Annotated in this window: 26 protein-coding genes; 16 read left to right on the forward strand and 10 right to left on the reverse strand. The window is 66.7% G+C overall.

The genetic code is table 11. The features are described 5' to 3' along the window. Positions 1 to 1,742 (reverse strand): molecular chaperone DnaK (gene dnaK, locus H2052_RS16060; RefSeq protein WP_293783941.1); only part of this gene is annotated, 1,742 nt, incomplete at its 3' end. A gap of 216 nt (positions 1,743 to 1,958) precedes the next feature. Here dnaK and H2052_RS16065 point away from each other — a divergent pair. The 3 genes from H2052_RS16065 (at position 1,959) to H2052_RS16075 (ending at position 4,064) form a co-directional block, all read left to right on the forward strand. Continuing rightward, entirely contained in the window at positions 1,959 to 2,492 is a 534-nt protein-coding gene (locus tag H2052_RS16065) for a copper chaperone PCu(A)C (protein ID WP_293783944.1), read from the forward strand. Positions 2,493 to 2,517: 25 nt separating this feature from the next. Further along, the gene (locus H2052_RS16070; RefSeq protein ID WP_293783947.1) at positions 2,518 to 2,964 is read left to right on the forward strand and encodes a vgr related protein; all 447 of its coding nucleotides are present in this window, start codon (positions 2,518 to 2,520) and stop codon (positions 2,962 to 2,964) included. Positions 2,965 to 3,185: 221 nt separating this feature from the next. Further along, the gene (locus tag H2052_RS16075; protein ID WP_293783950.1) at positions 3,186 to 4,064 is read left to right on the forward strand and encodes an OmpA family protein; all 879 of its coding nucleotides are present in this window, start codon (positions 3,186 to 3,188) and stop codon (positions 4,062 to 4,064) included. Between the two features lie 63 nt (positions 4,065 to 4,127). On the opposite strand, the gene H2052_RS16080 is transcribed toward H2052_RS16075, so the two are convergent. The 3 genes from H2052_RS16080 to hrcA are packed head-to-tail and all read right to left on the reverse strand — an operon-like array spanning position 4,128 to position 6,090. Then, positions 4,128 to 4,511: a lipocalin-like domain-containing protein gene (locus H2052_RS16080; protein ID WP_293783953.1), complete on the reverse strand. Its 384-nt coding sequence runs from the start codon at positions 4,509 to 4,511 to the stop codon at positions 4,128 to 4,130. Next, complete coding sequence (grpE, locus tag H2052_RS16085) at positions 4,511 to 5,041, reverse strand: nucleotide exchange factor GrpE (RefSeq protein WP_293783957.1); 531 nt, start codon at positions 5,039 to 5,041, stop codon at positions 4,511 to 4,513. The genes H2052_RS16080 and grpE overlap by 1 nt, the downstream gene beginning before the upstream one ends. Beyond that, complete coding sequence (gene hrcA / locus H2052_RS16090) at positions 5,038 to 6,090, reverse strand: heat-inducible transcriptional repressor HrcA (protein ID WP_293783960.1); 1,053 nt, start codon at positions 6,088 to 6,090, stop codon at positions 5,038 to 5,040. Before hrcA ends, grpE begins: the two co-directional genes overlap by 4 nt. Positions 6,091 to 6,198: 108 nt before the next feature. Here hrcA and rph point away from each other — a divergent pair, with 108 nt between their 5' ends. Genes rph through hemW form a run of 3 tightly spaced genes read left to right on the forward strand, consistent with a single transcriptional unit; the run spans position 6,199 to position 8,631 of the window. Then, on the forward strand, positions 6,199 to 6,915 hold the full coding sequence (rph, locus tag H2052_RS16095) for a ribonuclease PH (RefSeq protein WP_293783963.1): 717 nt from the start codon (positions 6,199 to 6,201) through the stop codon (positions 6,913 to 6,915). 4 nt (positions 6,916 to 6,919) lie between these two features. Beyond that, the gene (rdgB, locus tag H2052_RS16100) at positions 6,920 to 7,516 is read left to right on the forward strand and encodes an RdgB/HAM1 family non-canonical purine NTP pyrophosphatase (RefSeq protein ID WP_293783966.1); all 597 of its coding nucleotides are present in this window, start codon (positions 6,920 to 6,922) and stop codon (positions 7,514 to 7,516) included. Beyond that, positions 7,504 to 8,631, forward strand: a complete 1,128-nt coding sequence (hemW, locus tag H2052_RS16105; protein WP_293783969.1) for a radical SAM family heme chaperone HemW — start codon at positions 7,504 to 7,506, stop codon at positions 8,629 to 8,631. Before rdgB ends, hemW begins: the two co-directional genes overlap by 13 nt. A 100-nt stretch (positions 8,632 to 8,731) precedes the next feature. Here the strand turns inward: hemW and H2052_RS16110 are convergent, their stop codons facing one another. After that, complete coding sequence (locus H2052_RS16110) at positions 8,732 to 10,030, reverse strand: penicillin-binding protein activator (protein ID WP_293783972.1); 1,299 nt, start codon at positions 10,028 to 10,030, stop codon at positions 8,732 to 8,734. Between H2052_RS16110 and rsmI the strand changes: the two genes are divergently transcribed. Genes rsmI through H2052_RS16130 form a run of 4 tightly spaced genes read left to right on the forward strand, consistent with a single transcriptional unit; the run spans position 10,029 to position 12,817 of the window. After that, on the forward strand, positions 10,029 to 10,877 hold the full coding sequence (gene rsmI / locus H2052_RS16115) for a 16S rRNA (cytidine(1402)-2'-O)-methyltransferase (protein WP_293783975.1): 849 nt from the start codon (positions 10,029 to 10,031) through the stop codon (positions 10,875 to 10,877). The two genes, H2052_RS16110 and rsmI, sit on opposite strands and share 2 nt — an antisense overlap. After that, entirely contained in the window at positions 10,874 to 11,233 is a 360-nt protein-coding gene (locus tag H2052_RS16120; RefSeq protein WP_293783978.1) for a YraN family protein, read from the forward strand. The genes rsmI and H2052_RS16120 overlap by 4 nt, the downstream gene beginning before the upstream one ends. A gap of 35 nt (positions 11,234 to 11,268) precedes the next feature. Further along, positions 11,269 to 12,216, forward strand: a complete 948-nt coding sequence (gshB, locus tag H2052_RS16125; RefSeq protein ID WP_293783981.1) for a glutathione synthase — start codon at positions 11,269 to 11,271, stop codon at positions 12,214 to 12,216. 1 nt (position 12,217) lies between these two features. Next, positions 12,218 to 12,817 (forward strand): DedA family protein, encoded by a 600-nt coding sequence (locus tag H2052_RS16130; protein WP_293783984.1) that lies wholly within the window; start codon positions 12,218 to 12,220, stop codon positions 12,815 to 12,817. On the opposite strand, the gene H2052_RS16135 is transcribed toward H2052_RS16130, so the two are convergent. From H2052_RS16135 to H2052_RS16150, 4 genes are all read right to left on the reverse strand, one after another. Continuing rightward, the gene (locus tag H2052_RS16135) at positions 12,814 to 13,725 is read right to left on the reverse strand and encodes a tyrosine recombinase XerC (protein WP_293784056.1); all 912 of its coding nucleotides are present in this window, start codon (positions 13,723 to 13,725) and stop codon (positions 12,814 to 12,816) included. The genes H2052_RS16130 and H2052_RS16135 overlap by 4 nt on opposite strands. 11 nt (positions 13,726 to 13,736) lie before the next feature. Then, entirely contained in the window at positions 13,737 to 14,300 is a 564-nt protein-coding gene (locus tag H2052_RS16140; protein WP_293783987.1) for a DUF484 family protein, read from the reverse strand. A 42-nt stretch (positions 14,301 to 14,342) separates the two neighbouring features. Beyond that, positions 14,343 to 14,996: a fructose-6-phosphate aldolase gene (fsa, locus tag H2052_RS16145; protein WP_293783990.1), complete on the reverse strand. Its 654-nt coding sequence runs from the start codon at positions 14,994 to 14,996 to the stop codon at positions 14,343 to 14,345. An 89-nt stretch (positions 14,997 to 15,085) separates the two neighbouring features. Then, positions 15,086 to 15,772, reverse strand: a complete 687-nt coding sequence (locus H2052_RS16150) for a TonB-dependent receptor (RefSeq protein WP_293783993.1) — start codon at positions 15,770 to 15,772, stop codon at positions 15,086 to 15,088. Positions 15,773 to 15,914: 142 nt separating this feature from the next. On the opposite strand from H2052_RS16150, the gene H2052_RS16155 reads away from it, so the two are divergent. The 4 genes from H2052_RS16155 to msrA are packed head-to-tail and all read left to right on the forward strand — an operon-like array spanning position 15,915 to position 19,608. Next, a complete protein-coding gene (locus tag H2052_RS16155) occupies positions 15,915 to 18,086 on the forward strand; it encodes a primosomal protein N' (protein WP_293783996.1) in 2,172 nt (723 codons plus the stop codon). 54 nt (positions 18,087 to 18,140) lie between these two features. Continuing rightward, a complete protein-coding gene (gene msrB, locus H2052_RS16160) occupies positions 18,141 to 18,635 on the forward strand; it encodes a peptide-methionine (R)-S-oxide reductase MsrB (protein WP_293783999.1) in 495 nt (164 codons plus the stop codon). Further along, positions 18,632 to 19,036, forward strand: coding sequence for a peptide-methionine (R)-S-oxide reductase MsrB (gene msrB, locus H2052_RS16165; RefSeq protein WP_293784002.1), 405 nt, complete (start codon positions 18,632 to 18,634; stop codon positions 19,034 to 19,036). The genes msrB (H2052_RS16160) and msrB (H2052_RS16165) overlap by 4 nt, the downstream gene beginning before the upstream one ends. Further along, positions 19,033 to 19,608, forward strand: a complete 576-nt coding sequence (gene msrA / locus H2052_RS16170) for a peptide-methionine (S)-S-oxide reductase MsrA (RefSeq protein ID WP_293784005.1) — start codon at positions 19,033 to 19,035, stop codon at positions 19,606 to 19,608. The genes msrB (H2052_RS16165) and msrA overlap by 4 nt, the downstream gene beginning before the upstream one ends. A gap of 9 nt (positions 19,609 to 19,617) precedes the next feature. Here the strand turns inward: msrA and H2052_RS16175 are convergent, their stop codons facing one another. Next, positions 19,618 to 19,914 (reverse strand): hypothetical protein, encoded by a 297-nt coding sequence (locus tag H2052_RS16175; RefSeq protein WP_293784007.1) that lies wholly within the window; start codon positions 19,912 to 19,914, stop codon positions 19,618 to 19,620. A 268-nt stretch (positions 19,915 to 20,182) separates the two neighbouring features. On the opposite strand from H2052_RS16175, the gene H2052_RS16180 reads away from it, so the two are divergent. Beyond that, a complete protein-coding gene (locus H2052_RS16180; RefSeq protein WP_293784010.1) occupies positions 20,183 to 20,746 on the forward strand; it encodes a F0F1 ATP synthase subunit delta in 564 nt (187 codons plus the stop codon). A gap of 6 nt (positions 20,747 to 20,752) precedes the next feature. Next, positions 20,753 to 22,282, forward strand: a complete 1,530-nt coding sequence (gene atpA / locus H2052_RS16185; RefSeq protein ID WP_293784013.1) for a F0F1 ATP synthase subunit alpha — start codon at positions 20,753 to 20,755, stop codon at positions 22,280 to 22,282. Positions 22,283 to 22,294 lie beyond the last annotated feature (12 nt).

Genomic DNA, 22,294 nt, shown 5'->3' on the forward strand with positions numbered 1-22,294 from the left:
GCGTTGATGTCATCGACATCGTCGCTGTCGAGCACCGACTTCAGCGCGGCGACGGCGGTTTCGATGCTGCCCTTCGTGGCGGCATCCACCTTGTCGCCGTGCTCGGCGAGCTGCTTCTCGGTCGAGTGGACGAGGCTGTCCGCCTGGTTGCGGGCCTCGGCCTTCGCGCGGCGCTTCTTGTCTTCGTCGGCGAACTTCTCGGCGTCCTTGACCATCTGCTCGATGTCGGAGTCCGACAGACCACCCGACGCCTGGATGCGGATCTGCTGCTCCTTGCCGGTGCCCTTGTCCTTCGCCGAGACGTTGACGATGCCGTTGGCGTCGATGTCGAACGTCACCTCGATCTGCGGAACGCCGCGCGGCGCCGGCGGGATGCCGACGAGATCGAACTGGCCGAGCGCCTTGTTGTCGGCCGCCATCTCGCGTTCGCCCTGGAAGACGCGGATCGTCACCGCGCCCTGATTGTCCTCGGCGGTCGAGTAGACCTGGCTCTTCTTCGTCGGGATCGTCGTGTTGCGATCGATCATGCGCGTGAACACGCCGCCCAGCGTCTCGATGCCGAGCGACAGCGGCGTCACGTCGAGCAGGAGCACGTCCTTGACGTCGCCCTGCAGCACGCCCGCCTGAATGGCGGCGCCCATCGCGACGACCTCATCGGGGTTGACGCCCGTGTGCGGCTCCTTGCCGAAGAACTTCTTCACCTCTTCGCGGACGAGCGGCATGCGCGTCATGCCGCCGACGAGGACGACCTCGTCGATCTTGTCCTTGTCGATGCCCGCATCCTTCAGCGCCTTGCGGCACGGCTCCATCGTGCGGGCGACGAGATCGCCCACGAGCTTTTCGAGGTCGGCACGCGTGATCGTCTTCACGAGGTGCTTCGGGCCGGTCTGGTCGGCGGTGATGAAGGGCAGGTTGACCTCGGTCGACTGCGCCGACGACAGCTCGATCTTCGCCTTCTCGGCCGCTTCCTTGAGCCGCTGCAGCGCGAGGCGATCGGAGCGGAGGTCGATGCCTTCGTCCTTCTTGAAACCGTCCGCGAGCGAATCGACGATCTTGGCGTCGAAGTCCTCGCCGCCGAGGAAGGTGTCGCCATTCGTCGACTTCACCTCGAACACGCCGTCGCCAATCTCCAGGATCGACACGTCGAAGGTGCCGCCGCCGAGATCGTAGACCGCGATAGTTTTGCCGTCGTTCTTCTCGAGCCCGTAGGCGAGCGCCGCCGCGGTCGGCTCGTTGATGATGCGCAGCACTTCAAGGCCGGCGATCTTGCCGGCGTCCTTGGTGGCCTGGCGCTGGGCGTCGTTGAAGTAGGCGGGCACGGTGATGACGGCCTGCGTGACGGTCTCGCCAAGGTAGGACTCGGCGGTTTCCTTCATCTTCTGAAGGATGAACGCGGAAATCTGCGACGGGCTGTAATCCTCGCCGCCGGCCTTCACCCACGCGTCGCCATTGCCGCCCTTCACGATGTGATAGGGGACGAGCGCAATGTCCTTCTTGGTGACCGGATCGTCGAAACGGCGGCCGATCAGGCGCTTCACCGCGAACACCGTGTTGTCCGGGTTCGTCACCGCCTGGCGCTTCGCCGGCTGGCCGACGAGACGCTCGCCATCCTTGGTGAACGCGACCATCGACGGCGTCGTGCGCGCGCCTTCCGCATTCTCGATAACCTTGGGCTTGCTGCCTTCCATGACGGCGACGCAGCTGTTGGTCGTACCAAGGTCGATACCGATTACCTTGCCCATATCTCCCGTGCTTCCTCTTTCAAATTCCAAGCAGGAACAAACGATTGATCCCGCCACTGCGCAGACTTGCCGCAGCGTCGTTGATCTACGCGGGCGATGTAGGAACAGCGCCAGCGCCATACAAGAGCGCGGGTGCGCCGCCGATGCGTTTTGCGTCCGCGATGGGGACGTGCTGCCGCATGGCGCAAAGGCCCCGAGCTGTGGCATGAAGCATTCATGCGGAGCGTGGATGTCTCTGGCGAAGGATCGAAGACCGTGGCGCGTATCGACAGAAACCTTGGAATTGCGGCGTGTGTGACGGCGCTGTTGCTGCTCGCGGCGGCAGCGATCGGCGGCCGGGCGCTTGCCGCGCCTCCCACGCCGACCGTCAGCAACGCCTGGATCCGCCTGCCTGTCGTCGCGGGCCGCCCCGCTGCCCTGTATGCAACGATCGCTGCAGGCGCGATGGGGGATCGGCTGATCGCCGTGGAAGGCCCGAAACCCGCGCGCTTCGAGCTGCACGCGACGAAAGCCGAGAACGGCGTGATGCGCATGGTTCCGCTCGTCGGCCTGCCGGTGAACCCGGGCCAGAAGATCGAACTGAAACCCGGCGGAATGCACGTGATGGTGTTCGGCCTGCCCGCCACCAAGCCCGATTCGCGCGTGCCGCTGACCTTCGTGTTCGAAAAGGCCGGCCGCGTCGCGGTTTCCGCGCACGCGATGAGCGCGACGGCGCCGGAGATGAAAAGCGGAGAGCATTCGCATCATTAGGGCGCTGACGGACGGCGAACGCATGATGGCGCGCCGGGCCTTCGGCGACGCGATCGATCTCGCGCGCGTCACCATCCGGCGCGCGAAATGGTGGTGGCTGCAACCCGCGTGGGTGGTGATGGCGCCAGACGGGCACATCTGGTTCCACCCCAACAACGCCTCCTGGCGCGAGGATTTCAGCCGCGCCTCGCTGTTCCTGCAGGGCCTCATCGTTCACGAGCTGACGCACGTGTGGCAGCACCAGCAGGGCGTGAACCTGATCCTGCGGCGTGGCCCGCTGGCGCGCTACGACTACCTGCCGCTGAAAGCGGGGCTCGGCTTTTCGGGCTATGGACTCGAACAGCAGGCGGAGATCGTGCGCGACGCCTATGTGAAACGCATGGGCGGCGACGTACCGGGCACCCCGCCGCTCGCGACATACGACGCGCTCTTGCCGTTTCGGGCGGAGAGCGGCGAGCGGGGGATCGTTTAGGGCACGCGGCATCGGCTCGCCGCACGAGACTCTCGAAACGTCTCCGTAATACTGGCGTTAACCAGAATGTTGTGCGCGAAGGATGCGCCCGAACATGCAAGGCATCCGTGACGTTCCCTGGGAGAGGAGCCGGGCAGCCGGATACGGCGTCACGGAAGTGCTGATCGGCCGACACGCGCGCCTACGCGCGGTCGATGGGTCGAGTTTGATGGAGGAACGCGATGAGTATTATTTCCAAGAGTCCAAGAATGTTCCTGCTGCTTGCGCTTTCCGGCATGGTGCCGGCCAGCCTGCACGCGCAGCCTCAGGATATGAGCGGGGCCGACCCGTCCATTGACGTGAACGCCTATCCACCGGCCGACCTTTCGGGAATGCCCGAAGGGCCAGATGTCGAAGGGTTTATCGCGGCGCGCAAGGACCAGAAGATGCTGGTCACGATCCCCGGCGGCGCGAAACAGACGGTTTTCATCAGCGAGGCGACGAAGGTGAAATCCAGCGGCGGCTTCCTCGGGGCGAGCAGCAAGAAACTGGCCCTGGACGCACTGCTGAACGGTCTGCCGGTCACCATCAAGACGGTGCAGTGGGGGCAAGGGCTGGTGGCGAGCCAGGTCGCGCTCAAGAACAAGGACCTCAAGACCGCGTCGATGATCCACAACGCGACCGACCAGCGCTTTGCCGAGCAGTCCGCAGCGACGGAAGCGCTTCGCGGCCGCGTGGCGGATATCGATCAGTATAACGTGAAAAACACGATGAGCGTGAACTTCGACACCGGCAAGGCGGTGCTGTCAGAGCAGGCGAAAACCGATCTCTGCGCGGCCGCGAGCGAGGCCGAAGCGATGGACAACGCGCTGCTGCTTGTCGTCGGCTACACCGATTCCACGGGAAGCGAGGAATATAACCAGGTTCTGAGCGAGAAGCGCGCCGCCCGCGTCGTGAATTATCTGCAGCAGGCCTGCGGCTGGAAGCCCTATCGTATGCTGACGCCCACCGGAATGGCCGAAGCCGACCCGGCGGCAAGCAACGACTCCGTCGAAGGCAAGGCACAGAATCGCCGCGTCGCGGTGAACATTCTGGTCAGCAAGGGCCTCGACGGGATTTGAGGCTATGCGGGGTGGGTTCGCGCCCACCCCGCGTCACATTTTCCCGGTGGCGAAGCGCTGCGGTTAAACCGCCCGCACCCAGATCAGATCGTGGAAGAACTCGGCGCCCGAGCGGCTGGTCTCGGGAGGCGTGCGGAGCAGAAGGCGGCCGTCGCCGGTGGGGTCGAACTCGACCACGCGGCGCGTGAGCGTCGTGCCGACCCAGCGCTGGACAGTGGCGTGCTCGACGGCGTGGTGCACGTCGTCGCCCTCGCGCTGCCAGCGGCCCGCGTAGGCGATGACGAGCGGATCTGCGCCGTCCATCTGCCGCGTGAGGATCGCGCTCACGTGACCCTCGGAATGGTAGAAGATGCGCCCGCTCGCATCGAGGACGTAGGGATCGCCGTCGCGAAACTCCACCCACTGGTCGAGCTGCCACACGCCGCAGATGGGATCGGGCTCAGCCATCAAGCTTCCTTCGCAACAGTGACCATCGCGGGGCGCAGCAAGCGATCCTTGAGGACATAACCGGTTTGCAGCTCGGCCACGATCTGGCCGGGTTCGGCGCCTTCCTGCACAACTTCGAGCATTGCCTGGTGCCGGTTCGGATCGAGCTTCTGGCCGACGCTTTCGACGCGCGCGATACCGTGCTTTTCGAACGCCTTCAGCAGTTCCTTCTCGGTGATCTCCACGCCCGAAAGCAGCGGGCTGGCCACGACATCGTCCTTCGCGGCAGCATCGAGCGCGCGGCGCAGGTTATCGGCGACGCCGAGCAGATCACGCGCGAAGCCGGTGACGGCGTAGGCGACTGCGTCCGCCTTCTCGCGTTCGAGACGGCGACGCACATTTTCCGATTCCGCGACGGCGCGCAGCAGCCGGTCCTTGAGATCGGCAATCTCGGCGTCCTTCTCGGCGAGCGGATCGGCCTCCGGCACCTCCACCGGCTGTTCGGCGGCAGCGATCTCTTCGGGGGTCAGCTTTTCGTTGTCTTCAATCATCCTATCAGCCTGCTGAGTGTTCGGGCGGTGTAATCCACCATGGGCACGATGCGTGCATAGTTGAGGCGCGTGGGACCGATGACGCCCACGACGCCGACGATCCGGCCTTCGGCGCCGCTGTATGGCGCGGCGATAACCGATGAACCGGAGAGCGAGAAGAGCTTGTTTTCCGAGCCGATGAAGATTTTCATCGCCCGCGCCTCGCGCGCATCGTCGAGGACGCGCAGCATTTCGACCTTGTCGTCGAGATCGGCGAGCAGCGAACGCACGCGCTGCAGGTCCGCCTCCGCCGCATCATCGAGCAGGTGCGACTGGCCGCGCACGATGAGCACGGCGCGGTCGGCATCGTCCGCCGACCAGCTCGCAATGCCGCGCGCGACGAGATCGCGTGTGGCACTGTCGATCAGCGCACGTTCGGTTTCGATCTCCAGCTTCAGCAGCGCCGCCGCATCGGCGAGCGTGGAGCCGGCGAGGCGCGCGGTGAGATAATTCCCCGCCTCGATGAGCGCCGCCGGGGACACCGGATATTCCAGTTCGACGATACGGTTTTCGACCGTGCCGTCGTCCGCGACGAGGATCGCGAGGATGCGCGTCGGTGACAGCGCCGTGAAGCTCGCCTGCCGCAGCACGCGCTCGGTACGCGGCACCATGACCACGGCGGCGCAGGATGAAAGCCCCGAAAGCACGGCGGTCGCGCGCGACAGCACATCTTCCACGGCGCGGTCGGGCGCACTGAGGCCTGCTTCGATCGCGGCGCGTTCCTCCGCCCCCGCCTCGCTCGCCTGCATCATGCCGTCGACAAACAGGCGCAGGCCGAAATCGGTGGGCACGCGGCCCGCCGAGGTGTGCGGACTACCGAGCAGGCCGACGCGCTCCAGATCGTGAAGAACGCTGCGGATTGATGCAGACGAAAGACCGAGACTGTCGGCGCGCGTCGCGAGCGTCTTCGAACCGACCGGCGTGCCCGAGGCGATATATTCCTCGACGACCTGCCGAAACACGGCGCGCGCGCGGTCTGAAAGCTCTGATATGGTTGGACCGCTCGTCATCGTGACGCAATGTAGGGTGGCGCATCGCCCCTCTCAAGTGATCTGGACCCCGGTGGCGCGAGCCGGTACACGGCGCGGCAGAACCTATTCCCCCGTACAGGAGTTTTCATGCGACCTTCCGGCCGCGCGCCCGACGAGATGCGCACCATCGAAATGATCCCCGGCTTCTCGCGTCATGCCGAAGGCTCGTGCCTCGTGAAGTTCGGCGACACGCATGTGCTGGTGACGGCGAGCCTGGAAGAACGCGTGCCGCCGTTCCTGCGCGGCAAGGGCGAAGGCTGGGTGACGGCCGAGTATGGAATGCTCCCCCGCGCCACGCACACGCGCGGATCGCGCGAGGCGGCGAAGGGCAAGCAATCCGGCCGCACGCAGGAAATCCAGCGCCTGATCGGCCGCTCGCTACGCACGATCGTGGACCTGAAGGCGCTCGGCGAGCGGCAGATCACCATCGACTGCGACGTGCTGCAGGCTGACGGCGGCACGCGCACGGCGGCGATTTCCGGTGCGTGGGTCGCGCTGCGCATCGCGGTCGACAAATTGATGGCGGACGGATTGCTGACGGTGGACCCCATTCGCGCGCAGGTCGGCGCGATCAGCTGCGGCGTTTACGAGGGCACGGCGGTGCTCGACCTCGATTACCCGGAAGATTCCGCCGCCGAGACCGACGCCAATTTCGTGATGACCGACAAGGGCGGCATCGTGGAGGTGCAGGGCACCGCCGAGCGCGACCCGTTTGACGAAGAGACGCTGCTGCGGATGCTCCGTCTCGCACGCATCGGCTGCGGCAAGATCTACGCGGCGCAGGCGAAGGCGACGGGGCGCTAGGCGCATGGCGCGGAAGCTCCTCCCCGGCACGCTGATCGTGGCGAGCCACAACCCCGGCAAGGTGCGGGAAATCCGCGATCTGCTGTCGCCGTTCGGCATCGCGCCGGTGTCGGCGGGGGATGCGGGCCTGCCCGAGCCGGAGGAAACGGAAACGACGTTTCGCGGCAATGCCGAGTTGAAGGCGCTCGCGGCCGCGCGCGGATCGGGGCTGCCGGCGCTTGCCGACGATTCGGGGCTCAGCGTCCACGCGCTCGGCGGCGATCCCGGCATCTATTCGGCGCGCTGGGCGGGACCGGAGAAGGATTTCGGCCTCGCGATGCGCAAGGTGCACGACGCGCTCGGCAATGCCGCCGACCGCCGCGCGCACTTCACCTGCGCGCTGTCGCTGGCGTGGCCGGACGGACACGTCGAGACGTTCGAGGGCCATGTGCACGGCACGCTCGTGTGGCCACCGCGCGGCGAGAAGGGTTTCGGCTATGATCCGATGTTTGTGCCGGAAGGGCGCGACATCAGCTTCGGCGAAATGGAGCCCGGCGCGAAACACGCGATGAGCCACCGCGCGCGGGCGTTCGCACAGCTGGTTGAGGCATGTCTGAAATAACGGCGCCGCTGGCGCTTTACGTCCACTGGCCGTTCTGCGTCTCCAAATGCCCGTACTGCGACTTCAACAGCCATGTCCGCGAGCGCATCGATGAAGCGGCGTGGCGCGACGCGCTGATCGCCGACATGGACTATGAGGCGCGCCTGACACCGGGACGGCGGCTTTCGAGCCTGTTTTTCGGCGGCGGCACGCCTTCGTTGATGTCGCCCGAAACGGTCGGTGCGATCATCGATGCCGCCGACCGGCTGTGGGGCTTCGAGAACGCCGAGATCACGCTGGAGGCGAACCCTTCGAGCGTTGAGGCCGGGCGCTTCGCGGGCTTCGCGGCGGCGGGGGTGAACCGGGTGTCGCTCGGGCTGCAGGCGCTTGATGACGCGGCGCTGAAGGCGCTGGGACGCGCGCACGACCTTGCCGAGGGGCTCGCCGCGCTCGACGTGGCGCAGAGGCATTTCCCGCGCGTGAGCTTCGATCTCATTTACGCACGCGAGGGGCAGAGGCCCGAGGAATGGGAGGCCGAGCTGACACGCGCCTTGGCGTTCGGCACGGAGCACCTGTCGCTTTACCAGCTCACCATCGAGCCGGGGACAGCGTTCGCGACCCGGGCGCGGCTGGGACGGCTGACGCTGCCGGAGGAAGACGCCTCGCTCGGCATGTTCGAAATGACCCGGGCGATGACGGCGGCGGCGGGGCTGCCCGCCTATGAGGTTTCGAACCACGCGCGGCCCGGCGCGGAGAGCCGCCACAACCTCACCTACTGGCGCTACGGCGACTACGTGGGCGTCGGCCCCGGCGCGCACGGGCGGCGCGGCGGCATGGCGACGACCCGCGAACGGCTGCCGGAGACGTGGCTTAAAACGCCGGTGGCGAACGAAACCCCACTCGAAGCGAGCACGCGCGCCGACGAGGCGCTGCTGATGGGACTGCGCCTGCTTGAGGGTATCGATGAGGCGGTTTTTGCTGAACGCACGGGGAAGCGGCTCGGCGATGTCGTTAGCCGCGCGGGCCTCGACGAGACCATGCAGCTTGGGCTCGTTGTCTGGGAAAATGAGCGTCTGCGGCTGACCGATAAGGGCCAGCCGCTGCTCAACGCGGTGGTTTCTCGGTTGCTGACATAGGGGTCGTGCGTCCCTCGACTACGCTCGGGATGATGCACGTTATTACAAGGTACAAAGGTCGTTCATCCCGAGCGTAGTCGAGGGACGCACGACCTCCCCGTCAGGCCCCCGGGCGCTTGGCGAAGGTGCGCGGGGCGGGCGAGACGACTGTCGTGCCGGACGCGCCCACCTGCCCCACTTCGAGGCCGCGGTCGGCGATGCCTGAGGCGCCGAAGCGGAAGATGCCGTCGACGCCCGCGAAACCGTCTGAATCGCGCAGGCGCGCTTCGGGGAAGCTGGAGCCGATCGTCCAGCTGTCCGCGATCGCATTCACCAGCAGCACCGAATCATAGCCAAGGCTGGCGAGCCGCGAGGGCGCGCCGCCGAACTTCGCCCGGTAGCGCGAGGCGAGCTGCTGGAAACGCGTGTCGGGCACGCTGGCGTACCACGCGCCGTGCAGCCCCTGAACGCTGCGGATGCCGGGTTCGGCGTTCCAGAGTTCCGGGCCGAGGTAGCGGACCTTGCCCGGCCCGGCGCCGTACTGCGTGAGCGGGCCGAGGAAGGCGGACGCGATCTGGCTGCCGTCCGCGATCAGCAGCGCCTGGAAGGAGACCGGCCCAAGGCGGTCCTGCACCGGCGCGACGGTGCCGTCGGCGCGCACGATGCCGCCCTGGCTCGCCCGTGCGACGCGCGCTTCATAGTCGGTGAGGCGGCGAACGGCGGCCTGCAGCTTGGCGCGCGAGCGTTCGTAGGTTTCGACCGCCGTGACCTTGCCGCCCGATTCGCGAACCGCGCGCAGCATGGCACCCGAGGCGCGCTGACCGTAGTTGCCCGCCGGCACCAGCGCGCCGAAGCGCTCCACACCCTGCGCGCGTGCATAGCGCACGACGCGGTCGATCGACTGATCGGGCTGGAAGCCCAGAATATAGACGCCGTTTCCGGCGACATCGGCATCGTTCGAATACGAGATGATCGGAATGCCCGCCGCCTTGGCGACGCCGCGCACGGCGGTGACATCCGCCGCAAGCAGCGGGCCGAGGAACAATTTGTTGCCCTCCGCGACCGCGCGGCGCGCAGCGGCGGCGGCGCCGGGCGCGGTATCATAGACGGTGAGCTTGATGTTCGTGGCCTTCACATCGAGCAGCGCCATGTTCGCGGCGTTCGCCAGCGATTGGCCGACACGCGCGGTGCCTCCGCTCATCGGCAGCAGCAGCGCGACGCGGTTTTGCGGAATTTCCTTCGGCGCTTCCACGGTCGGCGGCGGAGGCGGAGGCGCCTCGACTTCCGGCGCTTTCTGGACGGTTTGCGTACAGGCAGCGGCGGCGAGCGCCGCCATCGGCAGCAGCGTTCGCTTCAGGCCGGAAAAACAGCGATTCCAAAATCGCCCGCGGCCCTCCATGCTGTAGATCGACATGTCCATGGCACCCTTACCCCTTGATCTGGAACCCGGCCTTTACATCGTGGCGACGCCCATCGGCAACCTGGGCGACATTACGTTGCGCGCCGCCGACGTGCTGAGGTCCGCCGCCTTAATCGCCGCTGAAGATACGCGCGTGACAGCAAAACTGCTCGCCCGCATCGGCAGCGACCGCCCGATGGTGCCTTATCACGACCATAGTGACAGCCGCGTGCGCGCACGGCTGCTGGAACGTATGCGAAATGAATCGGTTGCCCTGGTGAGCGACGCGGGCACGCCGCTGATCTCCGATCCCGGTTTCAAGCTGGTGCGGGAAGCGCGCGCCGAAGGCATCACCGTGACGACGATTCCGGGGCCGTGCGCGGCGATTGCGGCGCTGACGCTCGCGGCGCTGCCCACCGACCGCTTCCTGTTCGCAGGCTTCCTTCCGGCGAAGGTGAAAGCATCGGCGGATACGATCGCGGAGTTCGCGGGGCTCGACGCAACGCTCGTGTTCTACGAATCCGGCAATCGGCTCACACGGTCGCTGGAGGCGCTGAAAGACGGGCTCGGCGATCGGCCTGCCGCCGTGGTGCGCGAAATCACCAAGGCCTTCGAGGAAACCGTGACGGGCACGCTCGGCACCCTCGCTACACGCTACGCGGACGCGCCGCCGAAGGGCGAAATCGTCATCGTTGTGGGCCCGCCCGAACCGGCCGCCCCGGCGGACGCCGACACACTCGACGCCGCGCTTGCCGCCGCGATGGAAGCGCAGCCGCTGAAATCCGCCGTCGCCGAAGTGAGCGCCGCGCTCGGCCTGCCCCGCAAGCAGGTCTATGCCCGCGCGCTTGAACTGCGCGGGGGCGAATGAAGCGGCAGGCCGCCGAACGGCGCGGCCGCCGCGCCGAACGCATCGCGGCGCTGTGGCTGCGGCTCAAAGGCTACCGCATCCTCGGGGAACGCGTGCGGACCCCGGCGGGCGAGATCGACATCGTGGCGCGGCGCGGCCGGATGCTCGCGTTCGTCGAGGTGAAGGCGCGCGACGACGACATGGGCGCTTCCGCCGCGCTCGAAGCCCCGCGCATGGCGCGCGTCGCGCGCGCCGCGAACCTGCTGCTCGGCCGCTACATGGCTGGCTGCGAGGGTGCCCGCATCGACGCACTGGTGGTCTCGCGCGGCCGCCTGCCCCGCCATATCGAAGGCGTGGTCGACGGCGATTGGGCTTAGCTGCTAGACGGCGTTCGAATCAAAGGAAACGCCCCATGAGCCTCACCGTCGCCGTCCAGATGGACCCCATCGAGCGCATCAACATCGCGGGCGATTCGAGCTTCGCGCTGATGCTGAAGGCGCAGGAGCGCGGCTACACGCTCTATCACTATCTCGCCGACCAGCTTTCGTGGCGCGACGGGCGCGTGATCGCACATGTGCGGCCCGTCTCCGTGCGCAACGTGGCGGGCGATCACTACACGCTCGGCGAGGCGCGCAACCTCGACCTCGGCAGCGATGTCGACGTCGTGCTGATGCGGCAGGATCCGCCGTTCGACATCGGATACATCACCGCCACGCACCTTCTGGAGATGCTGGACGGGGAAACGCTGGTCGTGAACAACCCGCGCGAAGTGCGGAACGCGCCCGAGAAGCTGTTCGTCACGCAGTTTTCCGACCTGATGCCGCCGACGCTCATCACGCGGCGACTGGAAGAAGTGCTGGCGTTCCGCCGCCGCTACGGCGCGATCGTCGTGAAGCCGCTGCACGGCAACGCCGGCGCCGCCGTGTTCAAGCTCGGGGAGGACGACGGCAACCTTCCGGCGCTCGTCGAGCTGTTTTCGAACGTTTGGCGCGAACCCTTCATGGTGCAGCGCTTCCTTCCCAAGGTCAGCGACGGCGACAAGCGCATCGTGCTCGTCGACGGAGAGATCGCGGGCGCGATCAACCGACTGCCCAAGGCGGGCGAGATCCGATCCAACCTTGCGGCGGGCGGCAATGCGGCGAAAACGCAGCTCACGGCGCGCGAAGAGGAAATCTGCGCGCGACTGGCGCCGGAGCTGAAACGGCGCGGGCTGCTTTTCGTCGGCATCGACGTGATCGACGGCTATCTCACCGAGATCAACGTCACGTCGCCCACGGGCATCGTCGCGATCGATCGTTTCAACGGCACCGACACGGCCGGGATGATCTGGGATGCGATCTTGAGGAGGCTCGGCCGCTGACATGGGTGAATGGGTTCAACAGCTGATCGCCGAGAGCGGCTATCTGGGCGTCGCCTTCCTGATGTTTCTGGAAACCGTATTCCCGCCGATCCCGAGCGAGATCATCATGTCGTTCGCGGGGCTGGAAGCCGCCAAGGGTGCGTTCAGCCTGGTTGGCGCCATCCTGGCGGGCACCACGGGCGCGATGTTCGGCAACATCTTCTGGTATCTGCTCGCCAAGCAGATCGGCATCCACCGCTTCGATCCGATCGTCCGGCGCTTTGGTCGCTGGCTGACCGTCAGCCTTGGCGACATCGAAAAGGCGCACAAATGGTTCGACCAGCACGGCGCCGCGTTCGTCCTGTTCGGGCGGATGCTACCGACGCTGCGTTCGCTCGTTTCCGTCCCCGCAGGCTTCATGGAAATGAACTTCCGGCAGTTCGTGATCTATTCAACCATCGGCACTGCAGGCTGGACGACGCTACTCGCGGTCGCGGGCTACAAGCTCGGGCAGGATTATGCCGAGATCGAAGCCTATATCGGCCCGGTCGGCACCGCCGTGATCGTGGTGTGCGTCGCAGGCTATCTGTGGCGCGTCATCACCTGGAAGCCGCACGCCTAAGCGCGCGGGTGCGCGTGCCGGTAAACATCGAGCAGACGCGCCGCATCGACCTCCGTGTAGACCTGCGTCGACGACAGGCTGGCATGGCCGAGCAGTTCCTGAATTGAACGCAGGTCCGCGCCGCGCGCCAGCAGATGCGTCGCGAAGCTGTGGCGGAGTGCGTGCGGCGTCGCTGAGGGCGGCAGGCCGAGCGCTGCGCGCGCGGCGCGCATCGCGGAGCGGATCATCCCCGGCGACAGCGCGCCGCCTTTTGCGCCCCGGAACAGCGGCGTTCCCGGCGCGGGCGTGAACGGCGCAAGCGCGAGATAGGCTTCGATCGCCTCGCGCACCTTCGGCAGCACGGGGACGACGCGCGTCTTTCCGCGCTTGCCGGTGACGGTGATCGCCGCGCCGATCGGGAGCACGTCGCCCGTGAGCGACAGCGCCTCCGCGATGCGAAGGCCCGAGCCGTAGAGCAGCAGCAGCACCGCCGTGTCACGCGCTCCGATCCAAGGTTCGCGCGCATCCTCGCCCGCGTGGTCGGCAACGCCGGCCGCGTCGGCGGGGGCGAGCGGACGCGGCACCCGCTTTTTCAGGCGGGGCGAGGCAAGGCCTGCGATCGCCTTGCAATCGATGCCGCGATGCTTTCTTGCCCAGCGGAAGAAACTGCGGAGCGATGCGACTTCACGCGCCACGGAGGCGTTGGCGAGGCCTTCGGCGCGGCGGTGCGCGAGATAGGCGCGGAGATCGGCGAGGCTGAGCGCGGCGAGCGCGCTGTCCGTGACCCCGGTACCCAGATGCCCGCCAAGGAAATGCACGAAGCCGTTGAGGCTCGTCTGATAGGCGCGGAGCGTGTGCGCGGAGCGGCGCTCGGCGGCTTCAAGGTGGCCGAGCCATTCCGCGACGCGGGCGTGCGCGGGCTGGTTCAGCGCAGGCGTTTCTAGGGTTCGATCTGCATCCACCGCGCGATCATGCGCGAAACCACATCGCCGAGAAAGGCGAGAAGCTCGTTGCCATGATAATCACCGAAGTTGTGAGGCGCGCGCGAGCCGAGCGCGATGATGCCGGTGGGCGCGGGCGGTGTGGGTTTGAGCGCGATCAGCGCCTCGGAACGGATGAGGTCGGCGGCGGGGCCGAAAACCGGCGAGCCGTGCTTGACGCTGCGTGCCTGCCCCACGGGGAGCAGGTGGCACCAGAGCTCGACCTGCTCGGGATCGACGAACTGCACGCCGCTCGCGCTCGCGCGGATGCCCTGCCCGCTTGTGGTGAGCCCGAGGCCGACGGCATCGATACGGAGGATATCCACCCAGTCCTGCGTGACAACGTGGATCAGATGCTCGAAGTCGGTTGCGTCCATCGCGGCGAGCGCGGCGGCGTGGATCTGCTGCACGGCGCCGGCGTGACCGCGCGCATAGGCCAGCAGATCGCTATTCGCCTCGCCGAGCGCGGCGACGCGGGTGCGCAGGCGGACCAGCGCTTCGGACTGGAAATCGAGAACGGCCATGCCCGCGACACTATCGCGGACATGGTTAAGAGAAGCTGAGCGCTAGAGGATGGACTGGCCAGTCTTTTCCCAGTCGGCGAGGAAGCCGGCGATGCCCTTGTCGGTGAGCACGTGGTTGAAGAGCGCGCGGATCACGGCGGGCGGCGCCGTCATCACGTCCGCGCCGATCTTCGCCGATTCGAGCACGTGGATCGGGTGGCGGACGCTGGCGACGAGGATTTCCGTGCCGAAATCGTAGTTGTCGTAGATGAGACGGATGTCGCTGATGAGCTGCATCCCATCGAAGCCGTTGTCGTCGTGGCGGCCGACGAACGGCGAGATGAAGGTCGCCCCCGCCTTCGCCGCGAGCAGCGCCTGATTCGCCGAGAAGCAGAGCGTGACGTTCACCATCGTGCCGTCGCTGGTGAGCGCCTTGCAGGTCTTGAGCCCGTCGATGGTGAGCGGCACCTTGATCGCGATGTTGTCGGCGATTTTGCGGAGGACTTCGGCCTCCTTCATCATTGTCTCGTGATCGAGCGCGACGACTTCGGCGGAAACCGGGCCTTCGACGATCTTGCAGATTTCCGTCACGACCTCGACGAAACCGCGCCCGGATTTGTGAATGAGGCTCGGGTTCGTCGTCACGCCGTCGAGGAGGCCCGTGGCGGCGAGGTCGGCGATGTCCTTGGTGTCGGCGGTGTCGACGAAGAATTTCATGGGTCGGGCTTTCGAAAGAGGCGTTTGAACAGCCCTTAGCGATTCGAATCGCCGGGCGTCCATAGCGCGGCAAAGCGAACCACCGGCGGCTACTGAGGTCGTGGCAGAACGTCGTATGCGTATGGCACATACAGGAACACTTCCGTCAGGCTGGCGCGTGACCATTCAACAGGACGATCAAGCCCCTTGGCTTGGACTGCATAATCTTGCCCAAGCTTTGCTGCCGTCTGCCGCGCGTCTGCGGCAACGAGATCGATGATCTGTCCCCGGTACTGATCCGGGCCAACCACGGACAACGTAAGCTCCCCTTGCGGCTTGAGTTCAGCGCGACCCACGGTTGGAACAGACTTTATGAAGTTGTGAATACGCTCCAGCGCCGCCTTGGCATCGACACCGGAGAGACGCGTCTTGATAAGAAACGATGTTCGCTCGCTGTCGGGACGACCATCATTCTGAAGAGGCAGGTTGCGATAGTTCGTCAAAGTCAACGGTTCGACGACCATTTCCCCGGTCGCAAGCTCGATACCCCCGCGTCCTGTGGCGAGTTCGATGGCGCCCTTGATCATCGCATAAATCTCGCTTCGCCGCTGATCGGCCTCGCGCGTGTCTCCGGCGACATACACCTGTTGCACGGCATAATCCGCGATACGTCGCAGACCGATGGCTGGGATGCGCTCGTCATAGTTGTCAGCGTCTCGTCGCATCGCCGTCACTACGACTTCCTCGAGCGCAGCGCCGGATTGGGCAGATGCCCCCGATGAAATCAGCATCGCCAAGAGGCACAATGTTCGCATGCCGCATCCCCCCAATAGCTTAATGACGCCATTGAGCCGGGATGCCCGGAACGCGTCAATGTCTATCTGGTTTTAGAACACGCACAGCTTTGCCTTCGCCGCCAAGCCCCTACATAAGAGCCCGATGCCCGCCCCCCGCCTCCGTGTTCTCACCCGCAACGCCGCGCTCGGCCCGCTCGATTACCGGGCGCCGGCGGAAGGCGTGCCGGTGGGGAGCGTGGTGCGCGTGCCGCTGGGGCCGCGCGAGCTTCACGGCGTGGTGTGGGATGCCGACCGGCTGCCGACGACCGAGGTCGCGGACGCGAAACTGCGGCCGATCCACGGCGTCGCCCCGGTGCTGCCGATCCCGGCGAGCGTGCGGCGGCTCGTCGAGTGGGTCGCCGCTTACTATCTGGTGCCGCCCGCCGCCGTGCTGCGCATGGTGATGTCGGTTTCCGCCGCACTCGACGGCGCGCGCACGGTCACCGAATACCGCGTTTCCGGCCAGCTTCCCGAGCGGATGACGGAGAAGCGCGAGGCGGCGCTTACCACGCTCGGCGACGCGCAGGGGCTGGTACGCGAACTTGCCGAATGGTCGGGCGTATCCGACGCGGTGATTCGCGGGCTCATTTCGGCAGGCGCGATCGAACCGGTGACGGTGTCGGTGGACCGCGCGCCGCCGCTTCCCGATCCCGGTTTCGGCCCGCCCGTGCTGGAGGCGGAGCAGGAGGCCGCGGCTTCGGCGCTGGTTGCAGCGGTGAAGGCGCATGACTTCGCGCCCTTCCTGCTCGACGGCGTCACCGGATCGGGCAAGACCGAGACCTATCTGGAAGCCGTCGCTGCCGCGCTCGATGCGGGCGGGCAGGCGCTCGTGCTGCTGCCCGAGATCGCGCTGACCGAGCCGTTCCTGCGCCGCTTCGAGGCGCGCTTCGGCTGCAAGCCCGTGCAATGGCACAGCGATCTGCGGTCATCCGAGCGCCGCGCCGCGTGGCGCGCGGCGGCGAGCGGCGCAGCGAAGGTGGTGGTGGGGGCGCGCTCGGCGCTGTTCCTCCCCTACCCCGACCTGCGCCTCATCGTGGTGGACGAAGCGCACGAGACGAGTTTCAAGCAGGAAGACGGCGTTCCCTATCACGCGCGCGACGTCGCGGTGATGCGCGCGCAGATCGAGGCGATCCCCATCGTGCTCGCCACCGCGACGCCCGCGATCGAGACGCTGGCGCAGGTGACGCGCGGCCGCTACCGCCACCTCGAACTCCCCAGCCGCTTCGGCGGCGCGCAGATGCCGGAGATCGAGGCCATCGACCTTCGCGTCACGCCACCCGAACAGGGTCGTTGGCTGGCGCCGCCGCTCGTCGAGGCGATGAAGACGACGCTGGCGCGCGGCGAGCAGGCGCTGCTGTTCCTCAACCGGCGTGGCTATGCGCCGCTCACGCTCTGCCGCCATTGCGGCACGCGCATCGAGTGCCCGAACTGCACGGCGTGGATGGTCGAGCACCGGCTGGTGAAACGCCTGCAATGCCATCACTGCGGGCTCGTGGAGGCGGTGCCGGACGCCTGCCCCGAGTGCGGCGAAGAACACAGCCTCGTCGCCTGCGGGCCGGGCGTGGAGCGCATCGCCGAGGAGGTCTCCGCGCTGTTCCCGGACGCGAACGTCGCGCTCGTCACGTCGGACACGATCCACTCGCCCGCGCAGGCGAAGGCGCTCGTCGACAGCGCGCTTGCGGGCGAAATCGACATCTTCATCGGCACACAGCTCATCACCAAGGGCTATCATTTCCCCGAACTGACACTCGTCGGCGTCGTCGATGCGGACCTTGCGCTGAAGGGCGGCGACCTCCGCGCCGGCGAGCGCAGCTTCCAGCAGATCAGCCAGGTGGCGGGGCGCGCGGGGCGCGGACAAAAGCCGGGGCACGTCTATATCCAGACGCACCAGCCCGAAGCGCCCGTGCTCGCCGCGCTCGTCGCGGGCGATGCGCCCGGCTTCTATGCCGCCGAGACCGAAGCGCGCCGCGCCGCCGCAATGCCGCCCTTCGGTCGGCTGGCCGCGATCATCGTTTCCGGGCCGGACGAAGCGGAAGTGGCGGCAACGGCGCGCGCGATCGGCCGCGCCGCGCCCACGGGCATCGACGGGCTCACCATCCTCGGCCCCGCGCCGGCGCCGCTCTCGCTGCTGCGCGGCCGCTTCCGGCATCGGCTGCTCGTCCACGCCGCGCGGCGGGCGGACGTGCAGGGCCTGATCGCGGACTGGCTGGGAGGTGTCGAGGTGCCCCGGAACGTGCGCGTCGCCGTGGACATCGACCCTTACAGTTTCGTTTAGAAGCTTGTAACCTTTAGTGCCCCTCATACGTATACTCCCACGGAGGATGTGAGCATGATCCGACGTGAATTTCTGGGTTTGGGCGCGGGCTTGCTGGGTGCCGGTCTGGCGGGCCGCTGGGCGCTTGCCGGGGACGAAAAGCCGGTCGGCGATTTCCCCGTCCGCTATAGCGACGCCGAATGGAAGCGCCGCCTGACGGACGAACAATATTATATTCTGCGCAAGGCGGGCACCGAGCGCCCCTTCACAAGCCCGCTGCTCAAGGAAAAGCGCAAGGGCACCTTCACCTGCGCGGGCTGCGCGCTGCCGCTCTACCGCTCCGCCGACAAGTACGACAGCGGCACCGGCTGGCCGAGCTTCACGCGCGCCGTGAAAGACGCCGTGCTGACCGAGCGCGACCTCAGCCTGGGCATGGTGCGCACCGAAGTGCTCTGCCGCCGCTGCGGCGGGCATCTGGGGCATGTCTTCAACGACGGGCCGCTGCCCACGGGCAAGCGGCACTGCATCAATGGCGACGCGCTCGATTTCGTCCCCGGCCGGACCACATGACAGGACAGAAGATGGACAAGTCACTGACCGAGACCGAATGGAAGGCGCGCCTGACCTCCGAACAATATCGGGTGCTGCGCGAGGCCGGCACCGAGCGGCCATGGACGAGCCCGCTCAACGAGGAGAAACGTCCGGGCGAATTCGTCTGCGCTGGATGCGGCGCCTTGCTTTACCGTTCCGCCGACAAGTTCGACAGCGGCTGCGGCTGGCCGAGCTTCACGCGCGCGGACGGCGAGATCATCGAACGTCCCGACCATAGCCACGGCATGGTCCGCACCGAGCTGCTGTGCGGCAACTGCGGCGGGCACCTCGGCCATGTGTTCGACGACGGCCCCCTCCCCACCGGCAAGCGCCACTGCATCAACGGCGTGTCGCTCGCGTTCGAACCGGAAAGCGAATGAAACGCTCCCTCGCCCTTGCGCTGCTTGCAGCCGCCGGATTCGCACCCGCCGAAAGCCCGCGGCGCGCGGAGGCTGTCTTTGCGATGGGCTGTTTCTGGTCCGCCGAGGCCGCGATGGAAAAGCAGCCCGGCGTCATCGAGGCGGTGTCCGGCTTTGCGGGCGGGCACGTGAAGAACCCGTCTTACCACAAGGTCATTGAAGGCGGCACGGGCCACCTCGAAGCGGTGCGCGTCGTCTATGATCCGGCGAAGACGAGCTATGCGAAGCTCCTCGACGCTTTCTGGCACAACATCGATCCGTTCGATCCCGCCGGCCAGTTCTGCGACAAGGGCGCCTCCTACCACACCGCCGTATTCGCCGCGAACGCCGACCAGCGCACGCTGGCGGAAGGCGACAAAGCGCGAATCGAGAAGCATTTCGGCAAGACCGTGACGACAGAGATCCGCGACGCCGCCACGTTCTACCCTGCCGAGGGCTACCATCAGGATTTCGCGAAGCGGAACGCGCTGCGCTACCGCGCCTATCGCTCCGGCTGCGGGCAGGACCGGCGGCTCAAGGCGGTGTGGGGGTAGGATGCCCCGCTAATAGCGCACGCTTTCCTGCGCGATCGGGCACCATTTCTCGTCGTATTCTCCGCGCTTGCGGGCATCCTCGCACTTGCGGCGGGCCTTGCCGATGCGCTCTTCCTGCTTCCTGATCTCGCGGCCGCGCTTCTCGTCCGCCTCCGACTGGCTGGTGGTGACGGCATCGACCCCGGCGCTCGCCGCCTTCACGGGCAGTGACACGATATCGACCGCCGTGCGGGCGATGCACGCCGGAAGCAGCAGCGCCGCGAGCGGCAAAAGGAATCGGGCGGGCGCGAATCGAACAGTACGCAAGACATTCAACCCTTGGGCAAAGGACGCCCCCTCCATACGCCCATCCCGATGAACAATCGCAACCTTTCGTGCTTTTTCGGCGTACAATGTGGGCATTTCGTCGCGTGCCCGGCAGGCCGTGTTTTGCTGCCTCTTGCTGCCTTGCAACATGGAGGGGTGCGTGCTAGTCGGCCCCCGCCAGTCGTGAAGGGGGTGTATTCGCGCACCCTTCGCTATGCGCAGGCAATTCGACATCCGGGCTTACACCGAACGAGACCCAAGAGGACGCGTGGATACAGGCGGCAATACAGGGAGCAGGGCACACGGACTTTCGGGGCGTTACGCCACCGCATTGTTCGATCTGGCCCGTGACGGCAAGGCGATCGAAGCTGTCGAGACGAGCCTCGCTGCGGTTCGCGGCGCGCTTTCCGAATCGGAAGACTTCCGCGCGCTGACGCTGTCGCCGCGCATCGGACGCAGCGAAGCGGCGAAGGCCGTGGCGGGCGTCGCGAAGGCGCTGAAGCTCGATCCGCTGACTGCGAAATTCCTCGGCGTGCTTGCGGAAAATCGCCGCCTCGGCGCGCTTTCCGCGATCATCCGCGACTATAACGGTCTCGCTGCCGCCCACCGGGGCGAGGTGACCGCCGAAGTCACGGCCGCGCAAGCGCTGACCGCGAAGCAGCAGGATGCGCTGAAGGCAAAGCTGAAATCCGGTCTCGGCCGCGACGTGGCGCTCGACGTCAATGTCGACCCCGCCATTCTCGGCGGCCTCGTCGTGAAGGTCGGCAGCCGCATGATCGACAGTTCAATTCGTACCAAGCTTGGCGCGATGGCGCAGGCGATGAAAGGCTAAGGCAAGATGGATATCCGCGCCGCCGAGATTTCGGCCATCATCAAGGACCAGATCGCGAACTTCGGCACCGAAGCGCAGGTCTCGGAAGTCGGCCAGGTGCTGTCGGTCGGCGACGGCATCGCGCGCGTCCACGGCCTCGACAACGTCCAGGCGGGCGAAATGGTCGAGTTCCCGGGCGGCATCAAGGGCATGGCGCTGAACCTCGAAGTCGACAACGTCGGCGTCGTGATCTTCGGGTCGGACTCGTCGATCAAGGAAGGCGACACCGTCAAGCGCACCGGCGACATCGTCGACGTGCCGGTCGGCAAGGGCCTGCTCGGCCGCGTCGTCGACGCGCTCGGCAACCCGATCGACGGCAAGGGTCCGATCGAATCGACCGAGCGTCGCCTCGTCGAGGTGAAGGCGCCGGGCATCATCCCGCGCAAGTCGGTCCACGAGCCGGTGCAGACCGGCCTCAAGGCGCTCGACGCGCTCGTCCCCGTCGGCCGCGGCCAGCGCGAGCTGATCATCGGCGACCGTCAGACCGGCAAGACCGCCGTCGCGCTCGACACCTTCATCAACCAGAAGGGCGCGAACGCCGGCACGGACGAATCGAAGAAGCTGTATTGCATCTACGTCGCCATCGGCCAGAAGCGTTCGACCGTGGCGCAGATCGTGCGCGCGCTCGAAGAGAACGGCGCGATGGAATATTCGATCGTCGTCGCCGCCACCGCTTCCGAGCCGGCGCCGCTGCAGTTCCTCGCGCCCTACACGGGCTGCGCGATGGGCGAGTATTTCCGCGACAACGGGATGCACGCCGTGATCGTGTACGACGACCTTTCCAAGCAGGCCGTCGCCTACCGCCAGATGTCGCTGCTGCTGCGCCGCCCGCCGGGCCGCGAAGCCTATCCGGGCGACGTGTTCTATCTCCACTCGCGCCTTCTGGAGCGCGCCGCGAAGCTCAACGACGCGAACGGCAATGGTTCGCTCACCGCGCTCCCGGTCATCGAGACGCAGGCCGGCGACGTGTCCGCGTACATCCCGACCAACGTGATTTCGATCACCGACGGTCAGATCTTCCTTGAAACCGACCTGTTCTATCAGGGCGTGCGTCCGGCCATCAACGTCGGCCTTTCGGTCAGCCGCGTCGGTTCCGCCGCGCAGACCAAGGCGATGAAGAAGGTCGCGGGCTCGATCAAGCTGGAGCTGGCGCAGTACCGCGAAATGGCGGCGTTCGCGCAGTTCGGCTCGGACCTCGACGCTTCGACGCAGCGGCTTCTCAACCGCGGCGCGCGCCTCACCGAGCTTCTGAAGCAGCCGCAGTTCTCGCCGATGCCGGTGGAAGAGCAGGTCGCCTCGATCTTCGCCGGCGTGAACGGCTATCTCGACGGCATCCCGGCCAGCGCGGTGACACGCTTTGAAAGCGCCTTTCTCTCCGACCTCCGCGCCAACCACGGCACGGTGCTGAAGGACATCCGCGACACGGGTGCGCTTTCTGATGAAACCACGGCCAAGCTGCACGAGATTCTCAAGGAATTCGTGCGGACCTTCGCATAAGGCCGGAACCTA

Source organism: Sphingosinicella sp. (assembly GCF_013911755.1).
Classification (GTDB): domain Bacteria; phylum Pseudomonadota; class Alphaproteobacteria; order Sphingomonadales; family Sphingomonadaceae; genus Sphingosinicella.

Bases quoted from the DNA above. Each gene is read 5' to 3' on its own strand.
- H2052_RS16080 (WP_293783953.1), bottom strand. From the start codon at position 4,511: ATGGCTGAGCCCGATCCCATCTGCGGCGTGTGGCAGCTCGACCAGTGG.
- H2052_RS16075 (WP_293783950.1), top strand. From the start codon at position 3,186: ATGAGTATTATTTCCAAGAGTCCAAGAATGTTCCTGCTGCTTGCGCTT.
- H2052_RS16130 (WP_293783984.1), top strand. From the start codon at position 12,218: ATGGGTGAATGGGTTCAACAGCTGATCGCCGAGAGCGGCTATCTGGGC.
- rph (WP_293783963.1), top strand. From the start codon at position 6,199: ATGCGACCTTCCGGCCGCGCGCCCGACGAGATGCGCACCATCGAAATG.
- H2052_RS16155 (WP_293783996.1), top strand. From the start codon at position 15,915: ATGCCCGCCCCCCGCCTCCGTGTTCTCACCCGCAACGCCGCGCTCGGC.
- hrcA (WP_293783960.1), bottom strand. From the start codon at position 6,090: ATGACGAGCGGTCCAACCATATCAGAGCTTTCAGACCGCGCGCGCGCC.
- msrB (WP_293783999.1), top strand. From the start codon at position 18,141: ATGATCCGACGTGAATTTCTGGGTTTGGGCGCGGGCTTGCTGGGTGCC.
- grpE (WP_293783957.1), bottom strand. From the start codon at position 5,041: ATGATTGAAGACAACGAAAAGCTGACCCCCGAAGAGATCGCTGCCGCC.
- gshB (WP_293783981.1), top strand. From the start codon at position 11,269: ATGAGCCTCACCGTCGCCGTCCAGATGGACCCCATCGAGCGCATCAAC.
- H2052_RS16110 (WP_293783972.1), bottom strand. From the start codon at position 10,030: ATGGACATGTCGATCTACAGCATGGAGGGCCGCGGGCGATTTTGGAAT.
- H2052_RS16065 (WP_293783944.1), top strand. From the start codon at position 1,959: ATGCGGAGCGTGGATGTCTCTGGCGAAGGATCGAAGACCGTGGCGCGT.
- H2052_RS16140 (WP_293783987.1), bottom strand. From the start codon at position 14,300: ATGGCCGTTCTCGATTTCCAGTCCGAAGCGCTGGTCCGCCTGCGCACC.
- rsmI (WP_293783975.1), top strand. From the start codon at position 10,029: ATGGCACCCTTACCCCTTGATCTGGAACCCGGCCTTTACATCGTGGCG.
- atpA (WP_293784013.1), top strand. From the start codon at position 20,753: ATGGATATCCGCGCCGCCGAGATTTCGGCCATCATCAAGGACCAGATC.
- msrA (WP_293784005.1), top strand. From the start codon at position 19,033: ATGAAACGCTCCCTCGCCCTTGCGCTGCTTGCAGCCGCCGGATTCGCA.
- H2052_RS16070 (WP_293783947.1), top strand. From the start codon at position 2,518: ATGGCGCGCCGGGCCTTCGGCGACGCGATCGATCTCGCGCGCGTCACC.
- fsa (WP_293783990.1), bottom strand. From the start codon at position 14,996: ATGAAATTCTTCGTCGACACCGCCGACACCAAGGACATCGCCGACCTC.
- rdgB (WP_293783966.1), top strand. From the start codon at position 6,920: ATGGCGCGGAAGCTCCTCCCCGGCACGCTGATCGTGGCGAGCCACAAC.
- H2052_RS16120 (WP_293783978.1), top strand. From the start codon at position 10,874: ATGAAGCGGCAGGCCGCCGAACGGCGCGGCCGCCGCGCCGAACGCATC.
- msrB (WP_293784002.1), top strand. From the start codon at position 18,632: ATGACAGGACAGAAGATGGACAAGTCACTGACCGAGACCGAATGGAAG.
- hemW (WP_293783969.1), top strand. From the start codon at position 7,504: ATGTCTGAAATAACGGCGCCGCTGGCGCTTTACGTCCACTGGCCGTTC.